This window comes from Streptomyces bugieae, from assembly GCF_036352915.1.
Taxonomy (GTDB): domain Bacteria; phylum Actinomycetota; class Actinomycetes; order Streptomycetales; family Streptomycetaceae; genus Streptomyces; species Streptomyces endophytica.
The window spans coordinates 1-21,704 of the sequence record NZ_JAZBJP010000065.1; the positions used below are offsets into that span (position 1 = coordinate 1).

General features: G+C 71.7%; 19 protein-coding genes and 1 pseudogene. 13 read left to right on the forward strand and 7 right to left on the reverse strand.

All coding sequences use genetic code 11. The features are described from left to right. The first annotated feature begins 520 nt into the window (after positions 1-520). The 4 genes from V2J85_RS39570 (at position 521) to V2J85_RS39585 (ending at position 5,847) form a co-directional block, all read left to right on the forward strand. Positions 521-1,960 (forward strand): CitMHS family transporter, encoded by a 1,440-nt coding sequence (locus V2J85_RS39570; protein ID WP_330824288.1) that lies wholly within the window; start codon positions 521-523, stop codon positions 1,958-1,960. Positions 1,961-2,239: 279 nt separating this feature from the next. After that, positions 2,240-3,148: an NAD(P)-dependent oxidoreductase gene (locus V2J85_RS39575; protein WP_410011170.1), complete on the forward strand. Its 909-nt coding sequence runs from the start codon at positions 2,240-2,242 to the stop codon at positions 3,146-3,148. Between the two features lie 127 nt (positions 3,149-3,275). Further along, entirely contained in the window at positions 3,276-4,670 is a 1,395-nt protein-coding gene (locus tag V2J85_RS39580; protein WP_330824289.1) for an aldehyde dehydrogenase family protein, read from the forward strand. A 97-nt stretch (positions 4,671-4,767) separates the two neighbouring features. Continuing rightward, positions 4,768-5,847, forward strand: coding sequence for a zinc-binding dehydrogenase (locus tag V2J85_RS39585; protein ID WP_330824290.1), 1,080 nt, complete (start codon positions 4,768-4,770; stop codon positions 5,845-5,847). 19 nt (positions 5,848-5,866) lie between these two features. On the opposite strand, the pseudogene V2J85_RS39590 reads toward V2J85_RS39585, so the two are convergent. Together V2J85_RS39590 and V2J85_RS39595 are read right to left on the reverse strand one after the other, a co-directional pair. Further along, a pseudogene (locus V2J85_RS39590) lies at positions 5,867-6,583 on the reverse strand (urea transporter); the annotation flags it as partial. Between the two features lie 24 nt (positions 6,584-6,607). After that, positions 6,608-7,267 carry a TetR/AcrR family transcriptional regulator gene (locus V2J85_RS39595; RefSeq protein WP_261952350.1) on the reverse strand — a complete coding sequence of 220 codons (660 nt, stop codon included), beginning with the start codon at positions 7,265-7,267 and terminating at the stop codon, positions 6,608-6,610. A gap of 80 nt (positions 7,268-7,347) precedes the next feature. On the opposite strand from V2J85_RS39595, the gene V2J85_RS39600 reads away from it, so the two are divergent. From V2J85_RS39600 to V2J85_RS39615, 4 genes are all read left to right on the forward strand, one after another. Further along, complete coding sequence (locus V2J85_RS39600; RefSeq protein WP_330824291.1) at positions 7,348-8,499, forward strand: acyl-CoA dehydrogenase family protein; 1,152 nt, start codon at positions 7,348-7,350, stop codon at positions 8,497-8,499. A 130-nt stretch (positions 8,500-8,629) separates the two neighbouring features. Beyond that, entirely contained in the window at positions 8,630-9,253 is a 624-nt protein-coding gene (locus V2J85_RS39605) for a TetR/AcrR family transcriptional regulator (RefSeq protein ID WP_261952352.1), read from the forward strand. A gap of 50 nt (positions 9,254-9,303) precedes the next feature. Beyond that, on the forward strand, positions 9,304-9,900 hold the full coding sequence (locus V2J85_RS39610; RefSeq protein WP_261952353.1) for a dihydrofolate reductase family protein: 597 nt from the start codon (positions 9,304-9,306) through the stop codon (positions 9,898-9,900). Positions 9,901-9,977: 77 nt separating this feature from the next. Beyond that, positions 9,978-10,472, forward strand: a complete 495-nt coding sequence (locus tag V2J85_RS39615; protein WP_330824292.1) for an NUDIX hydrolase — start codon at positions 9,978-9,980, stop codon at positions 10,470-10,472. A gap of 49 nt (positions 10,473-10,521) precedes the next feature. Here V2J85_RS39615 and V2J85_RS39620 read toward each other — a convergent pair whose 3' ends face one another. Beyond that, complete coding sequence (locus tag V2J85_RS39620) at positions 10,522-10,983, reverse strand: MaoC family dehydratase (protein ID WP_261952355.1); 462 nt, start codon at positions 10,981-10,983, stop codon at positions 10,522-10,524. Between the two features lie 150 nt (positions 10,984-11,133). Here V2J85_RS39620 and soxR point away from each other — a divergent pair, with 150 nt between their 5' ends. Next, positions 11,134-11,730 carry a redox-sensitive transcriptional activator SoxR gene (gene soxR / locus V2J85_RS39625; protein WP_261952356.1) on the forward strand — a complete coding sequence of 199 codons (597 nt, stop codon included), beginning with the start codon at positions 11,134-11,136 and terminating at the stop codon, positions 11,728-11,730. A 44-nt stretch (positions 11,731-11,774) separates the two neighbouring features. On the opposite strand, the gene V2J85_RS39630 is transcribed toward soxR, so the two are convergent. Together V2J85_RS39630 and V2J85_RS39635 are read right to left on the reverse strand one after the other, a co-directional pair. Beyond that, entirely contained in the window at positions 11,775-12,521 is a 747-nt protein-coding gene (locus V2J85_RS39630; RefSeq protein WP_330824293.1) for a 3-keto-5-aminohexanoate cleavage protein, read from the reverse strand. 132 nt (positions 12,522-12,653) lie between these two features. Beyond that, positions 12,654-13,268, reverse strand: a complete 615-nt coding sequence (locus V2J85_RS39635) for a hypothetical protein (protein WP_261952358.1) — start codon at positions 13,266-13,268, stop codon at positions 12,654-12,656. Between the two features lie 260 nt (positions 13,269-13,528). On the opposite strand from V2J85_RS39635, the gene V2J85_RS39640 reads away from it, so the two are divergent. Together V2J85_RS39640 and V2J85_RS39645 are read left to right on the forward strand one after the other, a co-directional pair. Next, positions 13,529-16,351, forward strand: a complete 2,823-nt coding sequence (locus V2J85_RS39640) for a penicillin acylase family protein (protein WP_261952359.1) — start codon at positions 13,529-13,531, stop codon at positions 16,349-16,351. Positions 16,352-16,507: 156 nt separating this feature from the next. Continuing rightward, positions 16,508-17,530, forward strand: a complete 1,023-nt coding sequence (locus tag V2J85_RS39645; RefSeq protein WP_330824294.1) for a LysR family transcriptional regulator — start codon at positions 16,508-16,510, stop codon at positions 17,528-17,530. 76 nt (positions 17,531-17,606) lie between these two features. On the opposite strand, the gene V2J85_RS39650 is transcribed toward V2J85_RS39645, so the two are convergent. Further along, positions 17,607-18,920 carry an MFS transporter gene (locus tag V2J85_RS39650; protein ID WP_330824295.1) on the reverse strand — a complete coding sequence of 438 codons (1,314 nt, stop codon included), beginning with the start codon at positions 18,918-18,920 and terminating at the stop codon, positions 17,607-17,609. Positions 18,921-19,690: 770 nt separating this feature from the next. On the opposite strand from V2J85_RS39650, the gene V2J85_RS39655 reads away from it, so the two are divergent. Together V2J85_RS39655 and purN are read left to right on the forward strand one after the other, a co-directional pair. Continuing rightward, the gene (locus V2J85_RS39655) at positions 19,691-20,674 is read left to right on the forward strand and encodes an ArsR/SmtB family transcription factor (protein WP_261952362.1); all 984 of its coding nucleotides are present in this window, start codon (positions 19,691-19,693) and stop codon (positions 20,672-20,674) included. A 32-nt stretch (positions 20,675-20,706) separates the two neighbouring features. Beyond that, positions 20,707-21,363 carry a phosphoribosylglycinamide formyltransferase gene (gene purN, locus V2J85_RS39660; protein ID WP_261952363.1) on the forward strand — a complete coding sequence of 219 codons (657 nt, stop codon included), beginning with the start codon at positions 20,707-20,709 and terminating at the stop codon, positions 21,361-21,363. A gap of 42 nt (positions 21,364-21,405) precedes the next feature. Here the strand turns inward: purN and V2J85_RS39665 are convergent. Beyond that, the coding region (locus V2J85_RS39665) for an AIR synthase-related protein (RefSeq protein ID WP_330824296.1) at positions 21,406-21,704 on the reverse strand (299 nt) is incomplete at its 5' end.

Below are 21,704 nucleotides of genomic sequence, written 5' to 3' on the forward strand. Positions count from 1 at the left end.
GTGTGGACTGCTGACGCTTTACGTCCACACAACCGGCCCCTCCGGCCCGTCCCCTCCCGTTGGGGGGAAAGTTAAGGCCGGTGGGGGTGCACGTGACGTCCACGTGCGCGCAGGCAACGGATCAGGCTCGCCCCCAACCAGCTCTTACCTCCCACTCACGGGAGGGGGTGGACCGGAGGACGGAGTCTGGAGGGCCGGCACCGCACCCGACACACAAACGCCCGCCGCCAGGCGCAACGGCGAACAACACCCGCGGCGGGAGAGACGGGTACGTGCGGGGCGCCGCAAAGCGCGCAACGGCGAGACGCCCCGCGGCGGGAGAGACGGGTACGTGCGGGGCGCCGCAAAGCGCGTAACGGCGAGCAACAACCGCGGCGGGACAGCCAAGTACGTGGGATGACCTGCAGTTTTGCGCGTATTGCTCGCGTGTCAAGGCCTTGTTAACAAAAGTTTGCGGGTCCTAACGTGCCTGGACCGCCACCCCCGGCAGATGTTCAAGGGCGAACGTGAGGTACCTCAAATGTTGACGATCCTCGGATTCGTCATGATCGGTGCATTCCTGGTGCTGATCATGATGAAGAAGATGTCACCGATGGCAGCGCTGGTGCTGATTCCCGCGCTGTTCTGCGTCCTGGTCGGACAGGGCGCGCACCTGGGCGACTACGTCCTCAAGGGCATCGGAGACCTGGCCCCCACGGCCGCGATGCTGATGTTCGCGATCATCTACTTCGGAGTGATGATCGACGTCGGGCTCTTCGACCCGGTCGTCCGCGGCATCCTCCGGTTCTGCAAGGCGGACCCGGTCCGGGTCGTGGTCGGTACCGCGCTGCTCGCCGCGATCGTCTCGCTCGACGGTGACGGCTCCACCACCTTCATGATCACCGTTTCGGCGCTCTACCCGCTCTACAAGCGGCTGAAGATGAGCCTGGTCGTCATGACCGGCGTCGCGGCCACCGCCAACGGCGTGATGAACACCCTCCCGTGGGGCGGGCCGACCGCCCGTGCCGCCACCGCGCTCAAGCTGGACGCCGGTGACATCTTCGTGCCGATGATCCCGGCCCTGGCCGTCGGGCTGGTCGCGGTCTTCGCGCTCGCGTACGTCCTCGGCCGGCGCGAGCGCAAGCGGCTCGGTGTGCTGACGCTCGGGGAGACCCGGGTGGTCGAGGAGACCGTCGAGGAGAAGGAGACCGAGCAGGTCCTGGTCGGCGCGGGCGCCGGCGGGACGGGTGCGAGGGCGGGCGTCTCGCGTGGCACCGGCGGTACCGGGGGCACGGGAACGGACACCGGAGCGGACGCCGGCGACGGTGGTGGCGAGGGCCTCCAGGGACTGGACCCGCACCGGGCGACCCTGCGGCCCAAGCTCTACTGGTTCAACGCCGCGCTCACCGTCGCGCTGCTCACCCTGCTCATCCTGCAGACGCTGCCGATCCCGGTGCTGTTCCTGCTCGGTGCCGCGCTCGCGCTGACCGTCAACTTCCCGCACATGAAGGACCAGAAGGCCCGGGTCGCGGCGCACGCCGAGAACGTGCTCAACGTCTCCGGCATGGTCTTCGCCGCCGCCGTCTTCACCGGTGTGCTCACCGGCACCGGCATGGTCGAGCACATGGCCCGCTGGCTGGTGTCCGGGATCCCGGACGCGCTCGGCCCGCACATGGGCCTGGTCACCGGCGTCCTCAGCATCCCGCTGACGTACTTCATGTCCAACGACGGCTTCTACTTCGGCATCGTGCCGATCCTCGCCGAGGCCGGTGCCGCGCACGGTGTCGCGCCGGTGGAGATCGCCCGGGCCTCCCTCGTCGGGCAGGCGCTGCACATGTCCAGCCCGCTGGTCCCCGCCGTCTACGTCCTCGTCGGCATGGCGAAGGTCGAGTTCGGCGACCACACCAGGTTCACCGTCAAGTGGGCGGCCCTGACGTCCCTGGTCGTCCTGGGGGCCGGTCTGCTCTTCGGCATCCTCTAGGGAAGCACGCGCCATCGGCGTGATCAGCGGCGTCCACGCACCGCTGCTGGTCGCGGTGGCGCTCGGCCCGGCGCACCGACCACGGTCGGTGCGCCGGCTGCTGGTTTCCGGGGCGGTCGCCGCGTACGGGCAGGGGCGCGGCGGGCGGGCGGCGGGCGCAAGGCTGCCCCAAGGGACCGTCAGCAGACCCGAAGGGAACCATAAGCGCAGGTCGGCAGGGTGGTGTGCAGCGCGGGACCGGCACCGGGCCGGACCCGCAGCGGCAGACGAGGAGCAGCTGTGAACACCCCGAACGACACCCGGAACGACGCCCGCACCCCCGTTACCGTCCTCGGCCTCGGCGCCATGGGCCGGGCGCTGGCCGCCGCCTTCCTGCGGGCCGGGCACCCCACGACCGTCTGGAACCGCACCCCGGGCCGGGCCGGTGAACTCGTCGCCCAGGGCGCGACGGCGGCGGGCACCGCGGCCGAGGCGGTGGCCGCCGCCCCACTGGTGATCGTCTGCGTGCTCGACTACGACGCGGCCCACGCCATCCTGGAGCCGATCGGTGCCCGGCTGTCCGGCCGGGTGCTGGTCAACCTCACCTCCGACACCCCCGAGCGGGCCCGGGCCGCCGCCACCTGGGCCGCCGGGCACGGCATCGACTACCTCGACGGCTCGATCATGGTGCCGACCCCGGTCATCGGGAAGCCCGAGGCCATGGTCCTCTACAGCGGTGCCCGCGAGGCGTTCGAGACGTACGAGACGACGCTGAAGGCGCTGGGCGGCCGGGCGCCGTTCCTCGGCGAGGACCACGGCACGGCGGCGGTCTACGACCTCTCGCTGCTCGGCTTCTTCTTCTCGGCGATGGCCGGGCTGGTGCACGGCTTCGCGCTGGCGGAGGCGGAGGGCGTGGCGGCGAAGGACTTCGCACCGTTCACCGGGACGATCGCCGGCATCCTGCCGCCCATCGCCGCGGGGATGGCCGAGGACCTGGAGCGCGGTGCCTACTCCGGCGACCAGGACAACATCGTCATGGAGGCGACGGGCATCGCGCACGTCCTGGAGGCGGCCCGGCACCGCGGGCTCAACACCGAGGTGCTCGACGCGGTCAAGGCGCTCGCGGACCGCACCATCGCGGCCGGCCACGGCAATGCCGGATTCATCAGCGTCATCGAGGAAATGCGGAGGTCCTCGACAAGCGCGTGACACCCGTCGGTGCTCCTAGGCTCGTGGTGACCGTCACCGGGGGAGGTGGCGGGGCTCCCTGGCGGCGGAAAACTACCGGCGCTAGTTTGGGGGCGACGACCACCGGCCGGCGCGGGAGGACCACGACGTGAAGCAGCACGACGCGATGTACATCGACGGAAGCTGGCGGCCCGCCGAGGGCGGCGGAACGATCGAGGTCGTCAACCCGGCCGACGGGCAGGTCATCGCGACCGTCCCGGCCGGGTCCGCCGCGGACGTGGACGCCGCGGTGCGCGCCGCCCGCGCCGCGCTCCCCGGCTGGGCCGCCACCCCGCCGCAGGAGCGTGCTGCCCGGCTGGCCGCGCTGCGCGACCAACTGGTGGCGCGCGCCGACGAGATCGCCGCCACCGTCACCGCCGAGCTCGGCGCCCCGCTCGCCTTCAGCAAGGCGGTGCACGCCGGGGCGCCGATCGCGGTCTGCGGCTCGTACGCCGAACTCGCCGGTACGTACGCCTTCGAGGAGAAGATCGGCAACTCCACGGTGCTGCACGAACCGGTCGGCGTGGTCGGGGCGATCACGCCCTGGAACTATCCGCTGCACCAGGTCGTCGCCAAGGTCGCGCCGGCGCTCGCGGCGGGCTGCACGATCGTGCTGAAGCCGGCCGAGGACACCCCGCTGGTGGCCCAGCTGTTCGCCGAGTGCGTCGACGCGGCCGGAATACCCGCCGGGGTGTTCAACCTCGTCACCGGCCTCGGCCCGGTCGCCGGCCAGGCGCTCGCCGAGCACGACGGGATCGACCTGGTCTCCTTCACCGGCTCCACGGCCGTCGGCCGGAAGATCGGCGCGCTGGCCGGTGCCGCGGTCAAGCGGGTGGCGCTGGAGCTCGGCGGCAAGTCCGCCAACGTCATCCTCCCCAGCGCCGACCTCGCCAAGGCGGTCGGCGTCGGCGTCGCCAACGTCATGGCCAACTCGGGCCAGACGTGCAGCGCCTGGACCCGGATGCTGGTGCACCGGGACCGGTACGACGAGGCGGTCGAGCTGGCGGCCGCCGCGGCCGCCAAGTACGTCCCCGGCGAGAAGATCGGCCCGCTGGTCAACGCCGGCCAGCAGGCCCGGGTGCGCGGCTACATCGAGCGGGGCGTCGCCGAGGGCGCACGACTCGTCGCCGGCGGCCCCGAGGCGCCCCTGGAGGCGGGCTGCTACGTCCGCCCGACGGTCTTCGCGGATGTCACACCGGAGATGACCATCGCCCAGGAGGAGATCTTCGGCCCGGTGCTGTCCGTCCTGTGCTACGAGGACGAGGACGACGCCGCCCGGATCGCCAACGGCACCGTCTACGGGCTGGCCGGTGCGGTCTGGGCCGGCGACGAGGCCGAGGCGGTCGCCTTCGCGCGCCGGCTGGAGACCGGTCAGGTCGACATCAACGGCGGCCGCTTCAACCCGCTCGCCCCGTTCGGCGGGTACAAGCAGTCCGGCGTCGGCCGGGAGCTGGGCCGGCACGGCCTCGCCGAATACCTCCAGACCAAGTCCCTGCAGTTCTGAGCGTCCGCACCGTTCCGGCAGTTCCGTTCCGGCAGCTCCGATCCGGCTGTCCCGCCCCTGCCCCCGCCCCGCCCCGTCCTGGCCCCGAGGAGATCCCGTGGTCCGCGCCGCCGTCCTTCCCGCCGTCAACGCCCCGCTCACGATCACCGAGATCGACCTGCCCGAGCCCGGACCCGGCCAGGTCCGCATCCGGCTCGCCGCGGCCGGGGTCTGCCACTCCGACCTCTCGCTGTCCAACGGCACCCTGCGCCAGCCCGCGCCGGCCGTCCTCGGGCACGAGGGCGCGGGCACGGTCACCGCGGTGGGCCCCGACGTCACCTCGGTGGCCCCGGGCGACCGGGTCGTCCTCAACTGGGCGCCCTCCTGCGGTGACTGCCACTTCTGCGGGCTCGCCGAGCCCTGGCTGTGCGTGAACTCCGGCCTCGCCGCGAACGCCCCGTACGCCACCACCGCCGACGGCACCGAGCTCTACCCGGGCCTGGGCACCGCCGCCTTCGCCGAGGAGACCGTGGTGCCCGCGCGGGCCGCGCTGCCACTGCCGGACGGGGTACCGCTCGCCGACGCCGCACTGCTCGGCTGCGCGGTGCTGACCGGCTGGGGCGCCGTCCACCACAGCGCCCGGGTGCGGGCGGGGGAGTCGGTGGCGGTCTTCGGCGTGGGCGGGGTGGGGCTGGCCACGATCCAGGCGGCCCGGATCGCGGGTGCCGCGGCGATCGTCGCGGTCGACGTCTCCCCGGCGAAGGAGGAACTGGCCCGGGCCGCGGGCGCCACCGACTTCGTGACCGCCGGCGAGGACACCGCCCGGCAGATCCGCAAGCTCACCGGCGGGGTGGGCACCGACGCCGCGGTGGAGTGCGTGGGCCGCGCCGACACCATCCGTACGGCCTGGTCGGCCACCCGGCGCGGCGGCCGCACCACGGTGGTCGGCATCGGCGGCCAGGAGCAGCAGGTGACCTTCTCGGCCCTGGAGCTCTTCTACTTCGGGCGGACGCTGTCCGGCTGCGTCTACGGCAACAGCGACCCGGCCCGCGATCTGCCGGTCATCGCCGGGCACGTCCGCTCCGGCGCGCTCGACCTGTCGCAGCTGGTCACCGACCGCATCGGCCTCGACGGCATCCCGGCCGCCTTCGACGCGATGCTCGCGGGGAAGGGCGGCCGGTCCCTGGTGGTCTTCTGAAACCCCGCGGCCGTCCGGTTCAGGCCGGGATCCGGCGCAGCCGGGAGAAGGCCGGTGCCGCCGCCAGGAAGACCAGCGAGACCAGCACGAACGGCCAGGTGAAGGTGTGGCCGCCGGACGGGGCGAGGAGGGCGGCCAGTGCCGGGGTGACGGCGGTGCCGGTGGCCGCACCGGCCACCGCGTACACCACGCTCCAGCCGTCCGCGGCCAGGAACACCCCGCACAGCGCCATCGCGACCAGCACCGCGTTGTAGCCCATGGTGCCCTCGGCGACCTGCTCGGCCGGGGCGCCGAGGGCCCACGCGGTGCCGGTCCCGACCACGCTGCCGACGCAGGCCAGCGCCCCGGCCCGGCGGGACGCGGCGAAGATGCCGGCGAGGAAGATCAGGCCGACGTACCACTGCGGCATGAAGAAGATCTGCCCGATGTTGGCGAAGAAGGCGTGCCAGAGGTCGGTGAGGGTGAGCGAGACCGGGCCGGATGCCGCGCTGGGCAGCGCCGCCGGGCCCGCGTCCTGGTGCCACACCCGCCGGAAACCGGGCGCGGCCAGCGTCAGCGCACTGGCCGTCAGACAGAACGGCAGGGTGAACGCCGGCAGTTCCCAGACCGCCAGGATCCGCCCGGCGGCGCCGGTGAGGACGGTGACCAGCGCGCTGCCGGCCAGCGCGAGCAGCGCGGTGGAGAGGTGGCCCGGGCCGAGGAAGACCGCGCAGGCGACCGCCACCAGGCAGGCGTTGAAGCCTTCGAAGGCGTGCGCACTTTACAGCTGTTGTCCGCCACCCGGCGGTACGCGTTCGGGGTGCTGCAGGGCCAGCCCGTCCACCAGCGCCCGCAGCCCGGTCTCGAAGGCGCCCTCGTCGACCTGGCGCTGATGCTCCACCAGGAGGTGCGCCTGGCCCAGGTGCGGATAGTCGGCCGGGTCGTAGGCGCCCGGGTCGTCGACGAAGCCGCGGGCGAACGAGCCCAGCGCCGAGCCCGCGACGAAGTAGCGGACCATCGCGCAGATCCGGGTGGCCTGCGCGGGCGGCCAGCCCGCCTCGACCATGCCGCCGAACGCCGCGTCGGCCATCTTCAGCCCGGCCGGGCGGCGGCCGGGGCCCTGGGCGAGGAACGGCACGATGTGCGGATGCGCGGCGAGCGCGGCGCGGTAGGAACGGGCCCAGCCGAGCAGCCCGGTGCGCCAGTCACCGCCCGCCTCCGCGAACGCCGAGACGTCGACCTGGGCGATGACCGTGTCGGCCACCGCGTCGAGGATCTCGTCCTTGGTCGTGAAGTGGTTGTAGAGGGACGGGCCGCTGACCCCCAGCTCGGCGGCGAGGCGCCGGGTGGACAGCGCCAAGAGCCCCTCGGAGTCGATCAGCGCGAGCGCCGTGGAGACGATGCGCTCCCGGCTCAGCAGGGGCTTGCGGGGTCGGGCCATGGGCCACATAGTAGAGGCTGTTCGTCAAAAACTAGCAGTGCTAATTTAATGCCCTCCTCCTCGTCCACAAGGGGTCCGAGATGAATCTGGAGCTCAGCGCGGAGCAGACCGCGGTCCGGCAGCTCGCCAGGGACTTCGTCGTCCGCGAGGTCGCACCGCACGCCGCCGCCTGGGACCGCGCCGAGCAGGTCGACCGCGGCATCGTGAAGACCCTCGGCGACCTCGGCTTCCTCGGCCTCACCGTCCCCGAGGAGTACGGCGGCTCCGGCGGTGACCACCTCTCCTACGTCCTGGTCACCGAGGAACTGGGCCGCGGCGACTCCTCCGTGCGCGGCATCGTCTCGGTCTCCCTCGGTCTGGTGGCCAAGACGATCGCCGCCTGGGGCGACGAACACCAGAAGCGGCAGTGGCTGCCCCGGCTCACCTCGGGCGAGGCGGTGGGCTGCTTCGGCCTCACCGAACCCGGCACCGGCTCCGACGCCGCCCACCTCGCCACCCGGGCGGTCCGCGAGGGCGACACCTACGTCATCAACGGCGCCAAGACGTTCATCACCAACGGCACCTGGGCCGACGTGGTGCTGCTCTTCGCCCGCACCGGCGACGCCCCCGGCCACCGGGGCATCAGCGCCTTCCTGGTCCCCGCCGACACCCCCGGTCTCGAACGGCGCGAGATCCACGGCAAGCTCGGACTGCGCGGCCAGGCCACCGCCGAACTGGTCCTGGACGGCGTCCGGGTGCCGGCCGGCGCGATGCTCGGCCCCGAGGGCAAGGGCTTCTCGGTCGCGATGTCCGCGCTGGCCAAGGGCCGGATGTCGGTCGCCGCGGGCTGCGTCGGCATCGCCCAGGCCGCCCTGGACGCCGCACTCGGCTACGCGGGCCAGCGCGCGCAGTTCGGCAAGCCGATCGCCGGGCACCAGCTGGTCCAGGAGCTGATCAGCGACATCGCGGTGGACGTCGAGGCCGCCCGCCTGCTGACCTGGCGGGTCGCCGATCTGATCGACCGCGGCGAGCCGTTCACCACCGCCGCCTCCCAGGCCAAGCTGTTCGCCTCCGAGGCCGCCGTGCGCGCCGCCAACAACGCCCTCCAGGTCTTCGGCGGCTACGGCTACATCGACGAGTACCCGGTCGGGAAACTGCTCCGGGACGCCCGGGTGATGACCCTCTACGAAGGAACCAGCCAGATACAGAAGCTGGTCATCGGCCGCGCGCTGACCGGCGTCTCGGCCTTCTGAACGCCCGATCCGTACGCCGCCGCACCCCGGGCGGAGCCCCCGGTCGCCCCTAAGCGCTTGCTCACCAGCCAGGTATGGTGTTCGATCCGTCAGAGGAAGGTCCCTGGCGGATCGAGGAGCGGGGTGCGCGATGGGTGCGGCGGCACAGCGGGCTGCTGAGGAGAGCGAGGAGTGGGCCGGGGTGACCCCGGACGCCGCGCGACGGCTGGTCAGCGCCGCCGTCGAGGCGTTCGCCGAGCGCGGCTACCACGCCACCACCACCCGCGACATCGCCGGCCGGGCCGGCATGAGCCCGGCCGCCCTCTACATCCACTACAAGACCAAGGAAGAGCTGCTCTACCGCATCAGCGGCATCGGCCACGAGAAGGCGCTGCGCATCATGGGCGCCGCCGCCGAGGCCGAGGGCAGCGCCACCGATCGGCTCCGCGACGCGGTGCGCACCTTCGCCCGCTGGCACGCCGAGCACCACACCACCGCCCGGGTCATCCAGTACGAGCTGCAGGCGCTCAGCCCCGAGCACTACACCGAGATCGCCGGGCTGCGCCGCAGCACCGACCGGCTGCTCCGGCAGATCATCCAGGACGGTGCGGACAGCGGGGAGTTCCGCGCCGACGACGTGCCGGGCACGACCCTCGCGGTGCTGTCCCTCTGCGTCGACGTCGCCCGCTGGTTCTCCGCGGACGGCCCCCGCACCCCCGACGAGGTCGGCGCCCTCTACGCGGATCTCGTGCTGCGCATGGTGGGCGCCCAGTAAGACCCCTGTACCCCCAGCAGCGCGAGCAGCGCGGAAGAGGAGAGCACCCCATGCGCATCGTGGTCAGCGAGTTCATGAGCCTGGACGGCGTCGTGCAGGCGCCGGGCGGCCCCGACGAGGACACCGACGGCGGCTTCGCCCACGGCGGCTGGTCGCATCCGTACTTCGACCCCGAGGTCATGGGCGGCGCCATCAACGACGCGGTGGCCACGACGGAGGCGCTGCTGTTCGGCCGCCGCACCTGGCAGACCATGGCCGCGGCCTGGCCCGAGCGGGCCGGCGACCCGTTCGCGGACCACATGAACGCCGTCCGCAAGTACGTGGTGACCGGCACCCTCGGCGACGCCGACCTGACGTGGAACAACACCACCCGGATCCCGGGTGACGAGGCCGTGGCCCGCGTCCGCGAACTGCGCGGCACCGACGGCGGCGACCTCCACGTCATGGGCAGCCCCACGCTCGTCCGCACCCTGCTGACCGAGGGCCTGGTCGACGAGCTCCGGCTCATGATCATGCCGGTGCTGCTCGGCGGCGGAAAGACGATCTTCCCCGCGGACGGCGGGCGGCGCCCCCTCGAACTGGTCTCGACGGTCACCACCGGCACGGGCGTCCACGTGGCCACGTACCGCCCCGTCGAGAAGGGCTGACCGGCAGGTCCGGGAGGGCCGGGAGGAACGCGAGAACGGGGCGCCGGCGCGGGGTTCCCGCCCGTACGCTGGTGCCCATGTCATCCGTCATCGTGGACCCGGGCGTCGACGTGCCGGTGCCCGCCCGGGGCGAGGTCTGGGCGGTCGGCGCGGTCATCCTCAATCAGCGCGGCGAGGCCTTCGCGCAGAGGCGCAGCGCCGACCGCCGCCTCTTCCCCGGTGCCTGGGACATCGTGGGCGGCCATGTCGAGCCCGGCGAAACCCTCCTGGAGGCGCTGGCGCGCGAGGTGACGGAGGAGACCGGCTGGCGCCTGTGCCGGGTGCGCACCCTGCTCGGCGTCACCGCCTGGATCGGCGACGACGGCGGCGGGCTCCGGCACGAGGCCGATTACCTCGTCGAGGTCGACGGGGACCTGGACCGGCCGGCCCTGGAGTGGTCCAAGCACTCCGCCTACGACTGGTTCGGCCCCGCCGACCTGCACCGCCTCACCGAGAACCGCTCGCCCGGCGAGCTCCTGATCCACGACCTGATCGCACGGGTCGTGCACGGCCTCCCGGAGCCCGGCGCCTGAGGGGAGGCGCCCCCAGGGCCTTTTCCGACCCTGACCCGTCGGACAGGTCCTAGAGGTAGAACCGGCTCACCGACTCCGCGACGCACACCGGCTTGTCGCCGCCCTCGCGCTCGATCGTCACGAGCGTGGTGAGCTGGACGCCGCCGGTCACCTCGGTCACCTCCGCGAGCTTCGCGGTGGCGCGGAGCCGGGAGCCGACCGGGACGGTGGCGGGGAAGCGGACCTTGTTGGTGCCGTAGTTGATCCCCATCTTCACGTTGTCCACCCGCATCAGCTGCGGGACGAGGGCGGGCAGCAGCGACAGCGTCAGATAGCCGTGCGCGATGGTGGTGCCGAACGGGCCGGCCGCGGCCTTCTCCTGGTCCACATGGATCCACTGGTGGTCGCCGGTGGCGTCCGCGAACAGATCGATCCGCTTCTGGTCGATCTCCAGCCAGTCACTGGGGCCGAGCTCCTCGCCGACCGCGGCCCGCAGTTCGTCGAGCGATCCAAACACTCGGGGCTCTGCCATCTCCGTCTGCCTCCTCGGGATCCGTTCGCCGTCCTCACCGGCCGGCGCTTACTAAGCGCTTGCTCAGGATGCGGAGTGCGGCCGCCGGCTGTCAACGCCCGGGCGGCGATCATCGAAAAGCCGTCGGGAGGCACCCCGTAGGGTGGAAAGGTGCCCCAGCTTCCGTACAAGGTTCACGAGCTCACCGTCGGCCAGCTCTCCGCGCGCAGCGGCGCCGCGGTCTCCGCGCTGCACTTCTACGAGTCCAAGGGACTGATCAGCAGCACCCGCACGGCCGGCAACCAGCGGCGCTACACCCGTGACGCGCTGCGCCGGGTCGCCTTCGTCCGGGCGGCCCAGCGGGTCGGGATCCCGCTCGCGGTGATCCGGGACGCGCTGGCGGAGCTGCCGGACGAGCGCACCCCCAACCGCGACGACTGGGCCAGGCTCTCCCAGGTCTGGCGCACCGAACTGGACGAACGGATCAGCCAACTCGTCGAGCTCCGGGACCGGTTGACCGACTGCATCGGCTGCGGCTGTCTGTCGCTGGAGCGCTGCGCGCTGTCCAACCCTTACGACAACCTGGGCGAACAGGGGCCGGGCGCACGGCGGTTGCGGGTCGACCGCACCACCAGGGACCCGGAGGACGACCGGCACCGAGCGGACGGGGACCGGCCGCGCGAGGACGCCGGCCGGACACCCGCGGAGGGCGCACGGCGCGGCACGGGCGGCGAGCAGGGGTGCGCGCGCGACGACCAGCGGTGCTGAGCCGGCGCCACGGCGCGCGCGGCACCGGCCCCTGAGGAGCTCCCTCAGCCCCCCGGAGCCAGCGCGGCGGCGATCAGTTGGGCGTTGTCGGCGGCCGGGCGGCCGTCCGGCAGCAGCAGGGTGTCCTCGATGCCGATCCGCGTGTCCAGACCCAGCTCGACGGCGAGCCGCAGCACCGGCCAGGCACCGCCGTCCCAGCCGTGCAGCAGCACCGGACGGCCGTGCGCTCCGCCGGCCACCTCGGTGAGCAGCGCGCGGGCGGTGGCCGGTGCCGACCCGGCGTCGGTGTCGGTGATTTCGGCCAGCACCCGCAGGACCCGGGGCGCGAGCGGCGAGCGGAGGAACCGCCCCGGGCCCGGTGTGCCCGACCAGAGGCCGGCCTCGACGCCTATGCCGCGCTCCAGCAGGGCGCCGGCCAGCGCCTCGGCGCCCTCCTCGTGCCAGTTCACCGAGGCGTGATCGGGCAGCACCGTCCACGACCGGACCCGCTCCACACGGCGGTCGGGGGACCTCCCGGGCCCGTCGGACGGGTCGGGCTGGTCCGGCTCGGCCCAGGCGCCGGTCGTCACGCCCACCGGGACGTCCACCACCGCCTTGATGGCCTCCAGGGCCGGGCCCACCACGCTCGGCGAGAGCGAATCCCTGCCGCACGGGGTCTTGGGGTGGACATGGACATCCTCGGCGCCGGCCGCCACCGCCCGCCGCGCCGCCTCCGCCAGCGCGGCCGGCGACATCGGCACCGCCCCGGAATCGGCCGCGGTCCGGGGCCCGTTGAGACATACCTGCAACATGTCTCCCAGGATGACACCGGGGTCCGACAACGGGGCCGGCAACGCAGTCCGACGCCGGGCCGGACAACGGGATCCGGCCACGGGCTCAGGCCACGGGCCCCGGCCACGGTCCGGGCCGTGAACGACGCCGGCTCAGGCCGCCGCGAACACCCCCATGTGGTGCGCCCGGTGGGCGGCCCGCAGCGTTTCGGGGGCCAGTACGGACACCGGGGCCAGCACCCCGCACCGGCGGCAGGCCGGGCCGGGCGCCGGGGCGTCCGCGGTCTCCGGGAGCCAGGCGAAGCGGGTGGAGCCGCAGACGGGGCAGTCATGGCGCGGCCGGCCGGCCTCCATGGCCGTGATCATGCGGTGCAGCACCACCGCGAGCCGGGCCGCCGGATGCCGGTGCGGTGATTCGCACGGCACGATGTCACAACCGCCCCAGGTGCGGCGGTGCCAGTCGTCGAGGGCGCCGACCTGCCGGATGCCGTCGTGCTTCTCCTTGCGGCGCCGGGCGGCGAACTCCTCCTCGTACGCGAGCCAGAGGCTACGGGCCTCCTCCAGCTCGGTGAGCGCGGCGACCAGCCGCTCCGGGTCCGGATCGCGGTCCTGGGTGGCGATACCGGCCCGGGTGCACAGATGGTGCCAGGTGGCACGGTGCCCGTAAGGGGCGAACCGCTCAAGGCACTTGCGCAGGGCGGTGCGGCGCTGAGCCGCGACGAGTCGTGGATTGCGGACCTGTTCTGCGAGGGCTCTGAAACCGGCCATTTCATCCCACCTCCGGGGGGAGGACCCGACTGGACGGGGATGGGACGTAGCCGATCACCACCCGGATCCCTCGAATTTTTTTGCGGTTTCGCGAGCGATGTTCCGACGTGTCGGACAGTCAACGGCCGGTGTCTGTGGGGAAGAAGAAAAGATGACGGTTGTTCATCTTCCGGCCGGGGATAACCGCCGGTAACGTCCCGCCCACCCTCTCTCCCCCGCGCCCGCGAGGAGCAGGGGGAGACCCCCATCGAGGAGCAGGAATGCGACGACGTACCGGACGGCTCAGGACTGCCGCGGTGGCAGCCCTGTGCGCCTTGGGTGCCACGCTCATGGCGCCACCCCCCACCGCGACCGCCACCACGGCCGACGAGACCCACGACTACTGCCAGGGCCAGTGCGCCGACATCCTGCCGCCCGGCGCCACCGGCAACGCCACCCTGGTGGAGATCCTCGGCAACAAGCTGTTCGGCACCCACCCCGAGCACTCCACCGACCAGCTCGGCCCGTACGCCGCCCTGGCCGGCGGCTACCAGTCGCTCACCGACGACACCCTGACGAACTTCTTCAACGACGCGTCCTTCGGCGTCCCCGCGGACCAGGTCGGCAAGGTCACCACGCCCCGCGACGACGTGACCATCACCCGCGACAAGAAGACCGGTGTGCCGCACATCAAGGGCACCACCCGCTACGGCACCGAGTTCGGCGCCGGTTACGCGGCGGGCCAGGACCGGCTCTGGCTGATGGACCTCTTCCGCCACATCGGCCGCGGCGAGCTGACCTCCTTCGCCGGGGGCGCGCCCGCCAACCAGGGCCTGGAGCAGGAGTTCTGGCCGCAGGCGCCGTACACCGAGCAGGACCTCCAGGAGCAGGTCGACTACATCAGGGACCACAACGGGGAGCGCGGCAAGCAGGCCATGGCGGACGCCCAGGCGTACGTCGACGGCATCAACGCCTACCGCGAACAGTCCAAGAACGGCCGCTACTTCCCCGGCGAATACGTCCTCACCGGCCACATCGACGCGATCACCAACGCCGGGGAGATCCAGCCCTTCAAGCTCACCGACCTGATAGCCCTGGCCTCCGTCGTCGGCGGCCTCTTCGGCAACGGCGGGGGCGGCGAGGTCACCAACGCCCTGTCCCTGCTCGCCGCCCAGCAGAAGTACGGCGTCCAGAAGGGCACCGAGGTCTGGGAGTCCTTCCGGGAGCGCAACGACCCCGAGGCCGCCAAGACCCTGCACGACGGCCAGAGCTTCCCCTACGCCGTCAAACCGGCCAAGGCCAAGGGCACGGCACTGCCCGACCGCGGCTCGGTCACCCCCGAGCCCCTGGTCTTCGACCGGACCGGCGCCGCGACCGCCAAGGGCGGGACCGCGCCCCAGGACCCGGTCAAGGCACCGAAGAAGTACCGGAAGCTGGAGGGCCTCTTCAAGGACGGGGTTCTCCCCAAGGGCAGCTTCAACCCCACCCAGCACCGCGGCATGTCCAACGCCCTGCTGGTCTCGGGCAAGCACACCGCCAGCGGCCACCCCGTCGCCGTCTTCGGCCCGCAGACCGGGTACTTCGCGCCGCAGCTGCTGATGCTCCAGGAGATCCAGGGCCCCGGCATCAGCGCCCGCGGCGCCTCCTTCGCCGGCGTCGGGATGTACATCCAGCTCGGCCGCGGCCAGGACTACGCCTGGAGCGCCACCTCCGCCGGGCAGGACATCACCGACACCTACGCCGTCGACCTGTGCAACCAGGACGGCTCGCCGGCCACCAAGGACTCCACCTCCTACCGCTACCGCGGCGCGTGCGTCCCCATGGAGAAGCTGGAGCGCACCAACTCCTGGAAGCCCACCGTCGCCGACCCGACCGCGGCCGGCTCGTACCGGATGCAGGTCTTCCGGACGAAGTACGGCACGGTCACCCACCGCGCCACCATCGGCGGCAAGCCCGTCGCCTACACCGCGCAGCGCTCGACCTACCGCCACGAGGCCGACTCGATCATCGGCTTCCAGATGCTCAACGACCCCTCGGCCGTGCACGACGCGGCGTCCTTCCAGCAGGCCGCGGCGCACATCGGCTACGCCTTCAACTGGTTCTACGCCGACTCCCGCGACATCGCCTTCTACAACAGCGGCCTCAACCCCGTCCGCGACCCCGACGTCGACCCGTCCCTGCCGGTCAGGGCGGACGACGCCTACGAGTGGCGCGGCTACGACCCCGCCACCAACACCAGCGACTACACCCCGCCCGCACAGCATCCGCAGTCCGTCGACCAGGACTACTACATCTCCTGGAACAACAAGCAGGCCAAGGACTACGACTCGGCCGGCTTCGGCAACGGCTCGGTGCACCGCGGCAACCTGCTGGACGACCGGGTGCGCGCGCTGACCCAGGAGGGCGGGGTCACCCGGGCCTCCCTCACCCGCGCCATGTCCGAGGCCGCCGTCACCGACCTGCGCGGTGAGGACGTGCTGCCCGAACTCCTGCGGGTGCTGAACAGCAAGCCGGTCACCGACCCCGCACTGAAGACCGCCGTCCAGCAGCTGTCGGCCTGGCGCAAGGACGGCACCCAGCGCCGGGAGACCAGCCCCGGCTCGCACACCTACACCCACCCCGACGCGGTCCGCCTGATGGACGCCTGGTGGCCGCTGATGATCGAGGGCGTCTTCAAGCCCGGACTCGGCGACGACCTGTACGGCGCCCTCACCTCCGACCTCGGCATCGACGAGTCACCGTCGGCCGGCCACGGCCCCACCGGGGCGCACGCCGGCTCCGCGTTCCAGTACGGCTGGTGGTCGTACGCGGACAAGGACCTGCGCTCCGTACTGGGCGAGACGGTCAAGGGCCCGCTCGCCCAGCGGTACTGCGGCGGCGGTGACCTGTCCGCCTGCCGCGACACCCTGCTGACGACCCTCCGGCAGGCCACCGCCAAAACGGCCGAGCAGGTCTACCCGGGCGACGCCAGCTGCAAGGCCGGCGACCAGTGGTGCGCGGACGCGATCGTCCACCGCGCGGTCGGCGGGCTGACCCACGACACCATCAGCTGGCAGAACCGCCCGACCTACCAGCAGGTCGTGGAGTTCCCCACCCACCGGTAGGAGCGGACGGCAGAACCACGAAGGCCCCGGAGCCCGCTCGGCGGCGCGCCCGGGGCCTTCGTGCGTAACCACCCCTGCACCGGCGGTGATTGAGCGCCCGGCTATGCTGCACAGTCCTGAAATCCCGGGACGGGAAGCGAGTACGAGTAGGGGCGCATGGCCTTGTCCGGACCGCAGCAGTACCCGACGGAGCTGCTTGACACCACCATGGACCAGCTGCGCACGCTGATCGTCGTCCACGAGGCGGGCACCGCACTGGGCGCCGCCCGCCGGCTGGGCCGCGAACAGTCCAGCGTGCAGAAGCAGTTGGACACCCTGAACCGCACCTTCGCCGCGCTGTGCGGCGAGGAGCTGGTGCGCAAACAGGGGCGCGGCCGGGACGCCCTGTTCACCGCGACCGGCGAGGCACTGGTGGGTCTGGCCCGCCGCACGCTGGGGGAGTGGGCCGAGGGCGTGCACGACGCCCGGCGCCGGCTCGGCCGGACCCTGTCGGTCGGCACCACCCGCTACACCCTCGGCTTCCTGCTCGACGCCGTGGAGCGGGTCAGCGAGGACTACGAGCGCGAGAACGTCGACCTCAAGGTCACGCACGTCCGCACCGGCGACCTCTTCACCAAGCTGCGCAGCACCGAACTCGACCTGGTCTGCGGCAGCGTGGTGGTCACCGAGGGCGAAGAAACGGAACTGCTGGCCCCCTACGAGGTCATGGAGTGGCGGCGCAGCGGCCTCTCCCTGCTGACCAACCTGCCGCCGGACCGACTCCCCGGCCCCTCCCTCCCCGCCCACGAGCTGGACCGGCTGCCCCTGGTGATCTCCGCGCGCGGACTCATCGGCCGCTTCCTGACCGCCTGGTACGGCACCGACTACCGCCAGAAGCTCTCCATAGCGGCCGAGATAGAGGCCGCCCACTACGGCTTCGAACTGCTGCGCTCGGGCCTGGTGAGCGGCGCGATGCTGGTCACCCGGGGCATCGGCGAGGCCGCCGCGGACGGCCGGCTCCCGGAGGCCGGGGGCCTGCGCACCCTGGAGATCGTCGGGGACGTGGGCCCGCGGACCGAGGTCCTGGTCGGCGTCTTCACCCGGCGCGGGGAGCGGGCCTCGTACCCGCCCGGCCATCCGCTCAACCTGCTGTGGAAGGCGCTGTCGGCGGAGAACGAGCGCTGGTGGCTCCAGTCGTGAACGACGTGGACCGTCAATTCCTGGGCCGCCGCCGGTAGTTGTTCGCCCGGCGGCGGCCGGTTCTCCGCCGCGCCGCTCAGCCCAGGTCGCGCTCCCGGGTCTCCGGCAGCGCCAGCACGCACGCCAGCGAGACCACCGCCATGGCGCTGACGTACCAGCCCACCGAGGCGGAACCGAACGAGGACTGGAGCCGGGTGGCGACCAGCGGGGCCACCGCGCCGCCCAGCACACCGCCGAGGTTGTACGCGAGCGAGGCGCCCGAGTAGCGCACCGTCGTGCCGAACAGCTCCGGCAGGAACGCGCCCATCGGGCCGTAGATCACGCCCATGCAGAACAGCGCCCCGCCGATGCCGAGCGCGACCAGCACCGGCTGCCGGGTGTCCAGCAGCGGGAAGAGCACCAGGCCCCAGACGACGGCGCACCCGCTGCCGAGCAGGACCAGCTTGCGGCGGCCTGCCCCGTCCGAGCGGGTGGCGGCGAGCCAGGTGCCGGCGGCGAGGAACAGGCAGGCGACGAGGGAGAGCCCCAGCATGGTGTTGCGGGAGATGCCCAGGGTGCCGGTGGCGTAGGAGAGGCAGTAGGTGGTGGCGGTGTAGAAGAGGCCGTACGCGATGATCATGCCGCCCGCGCCCAGCAGCAGTTCGCGCGGATGACGGCGCAGTACGTCGGCCGCGGGGACCTTGCCGGCCTCCTGGGCGTCCCGCACCCGGGCGAACACCGGGGTCTCACTGATCTTCAGCCGGACGAACAGCCCGACGCCGACCAGGAGGAAGGACAGCAGGAACGGCACCCGCCAGCCCCACGAGCGGAACGCCGCGTCGTCGAGCTCCGACGACAGCAGCCAGAAGACCCCGGTCGCCGCGAAGAAGCCGACCGGGGGCCCGAGTTGGGGGAAGGCGGCGTACAGGCCGCGGCGTCCGCGCGGGGCGTGCTCGACGGCCAGCAGCGCGGCGCCGCCCCACTCACCGCCCAGCCCGATGCCCTGCAGGAAGCGGAGGGCGATCAGCAGCAGCGGGGCCCAGATGCCCCAGGTGCCGTAGCCCGGCAGCAGTCCGACGAACGCGGTGGACAGCCCCATCAGCAGCAGCGAGGCGACCAGTACGGACTTGCGGCCCACCCGGTCACCGAAGTGGCCGAATATCACCGACCCGAGGGGCCGGGCGGCGAACGCCACCGCATAGGTGGAGAAGGACGCGAGGGTGGCGTTCACCGGGTCGAGGGTCGGGAAGAACGCCTCGTTGAGGACGAGCGCGGCGGCCGTCCCGTAGATGTAGAAGTCGTAGAACTCGATGGCCGTCCCGATGAACGAGGCCACGGCGACCCGCCGCAGGCTCTCCTTGCTCTCCGCGGGCGCTGCGGTGGCCTGGTCCGAAGTGGTTTCACTCTGCACCTGTCGCACTCTCACGTGGTCGGCCGAGCCAGTCAATACGTGGGATACGTGATCTCGGTGCATGAGATGGCGGTGGGGTGCGAGTGGCGTTCCGATGCGCTGCGGAAAATGGCCATTTCTCGGCGCAACCAGATACCTCTTCCGGGAGTCCTCAGAAATGGATTCGGGCGACGATCGGCTCTCCGTGGGGCGACGAACGGCGGCCGGTGGCCGGAAAAATGGGGGTGTGAGGCGCTGACCGGTACCGGGATTGAAGGATTCCGTTTGACTTCCCGGGCCATGCGGATTCCGTCCCGGCAATCCGCTGTAGTGCCGCTGTAGTGCAGCATGAGAAAGATATCCGCTTCAACTACTCGACCGTAGTTTACCTTTGGCCGGTTGCCGGGGGCGCGTGGCGTGAACTATGCTCCAAGTGGGGGTCATTCAAAGGTTTGGTGACACTTCGTTTGATGTCACCACATCAAATGAAGTGGACATCACGCGGCCGGCCCGAGCCGACATTCCACTCTTCACGCTGAGTGCGGCGAGGGCCAATCCTGCTGCGGGGGAGCAGAGGCACATACTCTCGGCCTGATCCGCGCCGACTCACCGTGCTGCACCGCGGAGAGGTAATTCCATACGCGATCTTTTTCAGGCCAGTTCCGGTGCCGCAACCGCCGACGGGGTGCCGTGACGAGGGCTGAAGCATTGCTGTACGCCGGGGACGACCAACCCCGGCGTACAGGCGTGAACGTGGTTCACCAGTGGTTCTTCTGAACGGGGGAAAAGAAGTGACCGAAGTGGTCGGACTTCATCTGGGCACAAACGTCGACATTCCCGTATCCATAGCGTTTCTTCCGGGAGTGTCGGTCATCTCGTTGCTGGCCGATGTCCTCGGTGTCGCGCAGGGCGTGCCGGTGAGCCGGCGCAGGCTGCTGCGGAAGGCCTGCCCGGAGTATCTGGCGGATGTGATGGGCCCGATCACCGCGGGCGGCTCCCTGCGCATTCCCGAGTCACTCCTGATGCGGGGCGAACTCAAGGAAAGCAGTATGCGCGACGAGGTCCGGCGCATTGCCGAGATGTCGCCGGATGCCTTCCTCACCGACCTGGAACGCACATTCGGCGGAGAAGTGCCGCCGGCCTGGCGAAAGGCCACGGACAATCCCGCGGACTTCCTGAATGCGTACGCCGGGTTGGCGCGAAAGGTATGGGACGCGGTGGCGCCGGTATGGCAGCAGGGAAAGCCCTTATTGGAACGGGAAATCGAGCGCGCGGGCGTGGCCTCGGTCACCGGCACGATGAGCGCGTTCCTCGCGAATCTCAGTCCGCGCATCGCCTTCGTCGACGGAAACATTCAGCTGCCCGACCACGCACCGATCGAAAAGGGCGTCACGGTACGCAAATTGACGCTCATGCCGCTGGTCTCCGGCACCCGCGCCTGCGCCTACCACGTCGACCACCACGGCCACATGTACCTCGGCTATCCCATCGCCGGCCTCGCCCCGCTCCTGCAGGGCGAGGCCGCACGGGCGGAGACGGCCGCCGATGCGCTCGCCATGATGCTCGGCGATCTCCGGGCCGACATCCTCCGGACGGGCAACCAGCCCGTCACCATGGGAAAGCTGGCCGACCTGCTGCACTGCACCGCCGGCACGGTGACGTACCACTGCCGGCAGCTGGAACAGGCGGGTCTCCTCTCCCGCGAGCGGCGCGGCCGGGAGGTCCGGATACTGCGCACCCTGCGGGGCGACGCACTGGTGGACGCCCTGTCATGACGCACCCGACGAACAGGACGGACATGCCCCACATGACGAACGTGAGGGACGCGGCGGACATGATCGAGCGACGAGCACCGAACCTCCGTCTCGTCGTCCTGGTCTCGGGCTCCGGCACGAACCTCCAGGCGCTCCTCGACGCGATCGCCGCCGATCCCGCAGGATTCGGGGCGGAGATCGTCGCGGTCGGCGCCGACCGGCCGGGCATCACCGGGTTGGAACGTGCCCAGCGCGCCGGCCTGCCGACCTTCGTGTGCCGGGTGAAGGACCACACCACCCGCGAGGAGTGGGACGAGGCCCTCGCCGAGGCGACCGCGGCGCACCGGCCGGACCTGGTGGTCTCGGCCGGCTTCATGAAGATCGTCGGCAAGGCGTTCCTCGCCCGGTTCGGCGGCCGCGTCCTCAACACGCACCCCGCCCTGCTGCCCAGCTTCCCCGGCGCCCACGGCGTACGCGACGCCCTCGCCTACGGCGTCCGGGTGACCGGCTGCACGGTGCACCTCGTCGACGACGGCGTGGACACCGGGCCGATCATCGCGCAGGGCGTGGTGCAGGTACGCGACGAGGACGACGAGACCACGCTGCACGAACGCATCAAGGAGGTCGAGCGCGCACTGCTGGTCGACGTCGTACGACGGATCGCCCGGGACGGCTACCGGGTGGTGGGACGAAGAGTGCTGATTCCCTGAAGAAGAGGCTGATACGGCGAGTCCACGGCCACCACCATCTCGTCAGGGCAGCAGCCCCGGGATGGTGCCTTCGTGGGCGGTGCGCAGTTCGCTCAGCGGGATGCTGAACTCGCCCTGGATGTCGATCTCTTCGCCGTCGACGACACCGATGCGGGTGGCCGGCAGGCCCCGGACGGTGCACATGTCGGTGAAGCGGACTTCCTCGCTTCGCGGTACGGCGACGACCGCACGGCCCGCCGACTCGGAGAACAGGAAGGTGAACGCGTCCAGAGCGTCGGGCACGACGAGCCGGGCACCGGTCCCGCCGCGCAGGCAGGACTCGACGAGGGCCTGGATCAGTC

Coding starts and splice junctions, on each gene's coding strand:
- purN (WP_261952363.1), top strand. CDS start 20,707: ATGACGAACGTGAGGGACGCGGCGGACATGATCGAGCGACGAGCACCG.
- V2J85_RS39635 (WP_261952358.1), bottom strand. CDS start 13,268: ATGGCCGGTTTCAGAGCCCTCGCAGAACAGGTCCGCAATCCACGACTC.
- V2J85_RS39640 (WP_261952359.1), top strand. CDS start 13,529: ATGCGACGACGTACCGGACGGCTCAGGACTGCCGCGGTGGCAGCCCTG.
- V2J85_RS39600 (WP_330824291.1), top strand. CDS start 7,348: ATGAATCTGGAGCTCAGCGCGGAGCAGACCGCGGTCCGGCAGCTCGCC.
- V2J85_RS39570 (WP_330824288.1), top strand. CDS start 521: ATGTTGACGATCCTCGGATTCGTCATGATCGGTGCATTCCTGGTGCTG.
- V2J85_RS39595 (WP_261952350.1), bottom strand. CDS start 7,267: ATGGCCCGACCCCGCAAGCCCCTGCTGAGCCGGGAGCGCATCGTCTCC.
- V2J85_RS39645 (WP_330824294.1), top strand. CDS start 16,508: ATGGCCTTGTCCGGACCGCAGCAGTACCCGACGGAGCTGCTTGACACC.
- V2J85_RS39605 (WP_261952352.1), top strand. CDS start 8,630: ATGGGTGCGGCGGCACAGCGGGCTGCTGAGGAGAGCGAGGAGTGGGCC.
- V2J85_RS39620 (WP_261952355.1), bottom strand. CDS start 10,983: ATGGCAGAGCCCCGAGTGTTTGGATCGCTCGACGAACTGCGGGCCGCG.
- V2J85_RS39630 (WP_330824293.1), bottom strand. CDS start 12,521: ATGTTGCAGGTATGTCTCAACGGGCCCCGGACCGCGGCCGATTCCGGG.
- V2J85_RS39610 (WP_261952353.1), top strand. CDS start 9,304: ATGCGCATCGTGGTCAGCGAGTTCATGAGCCTGGACGGCGTCGTGCAG.
- V2J85_RS39615 (WP_330824292.1), top strand. CDS start 9,978: ATGTCATCCGTCATCGTGGACCCGGGCGTCGACGTGCCGGTGCCCGCC.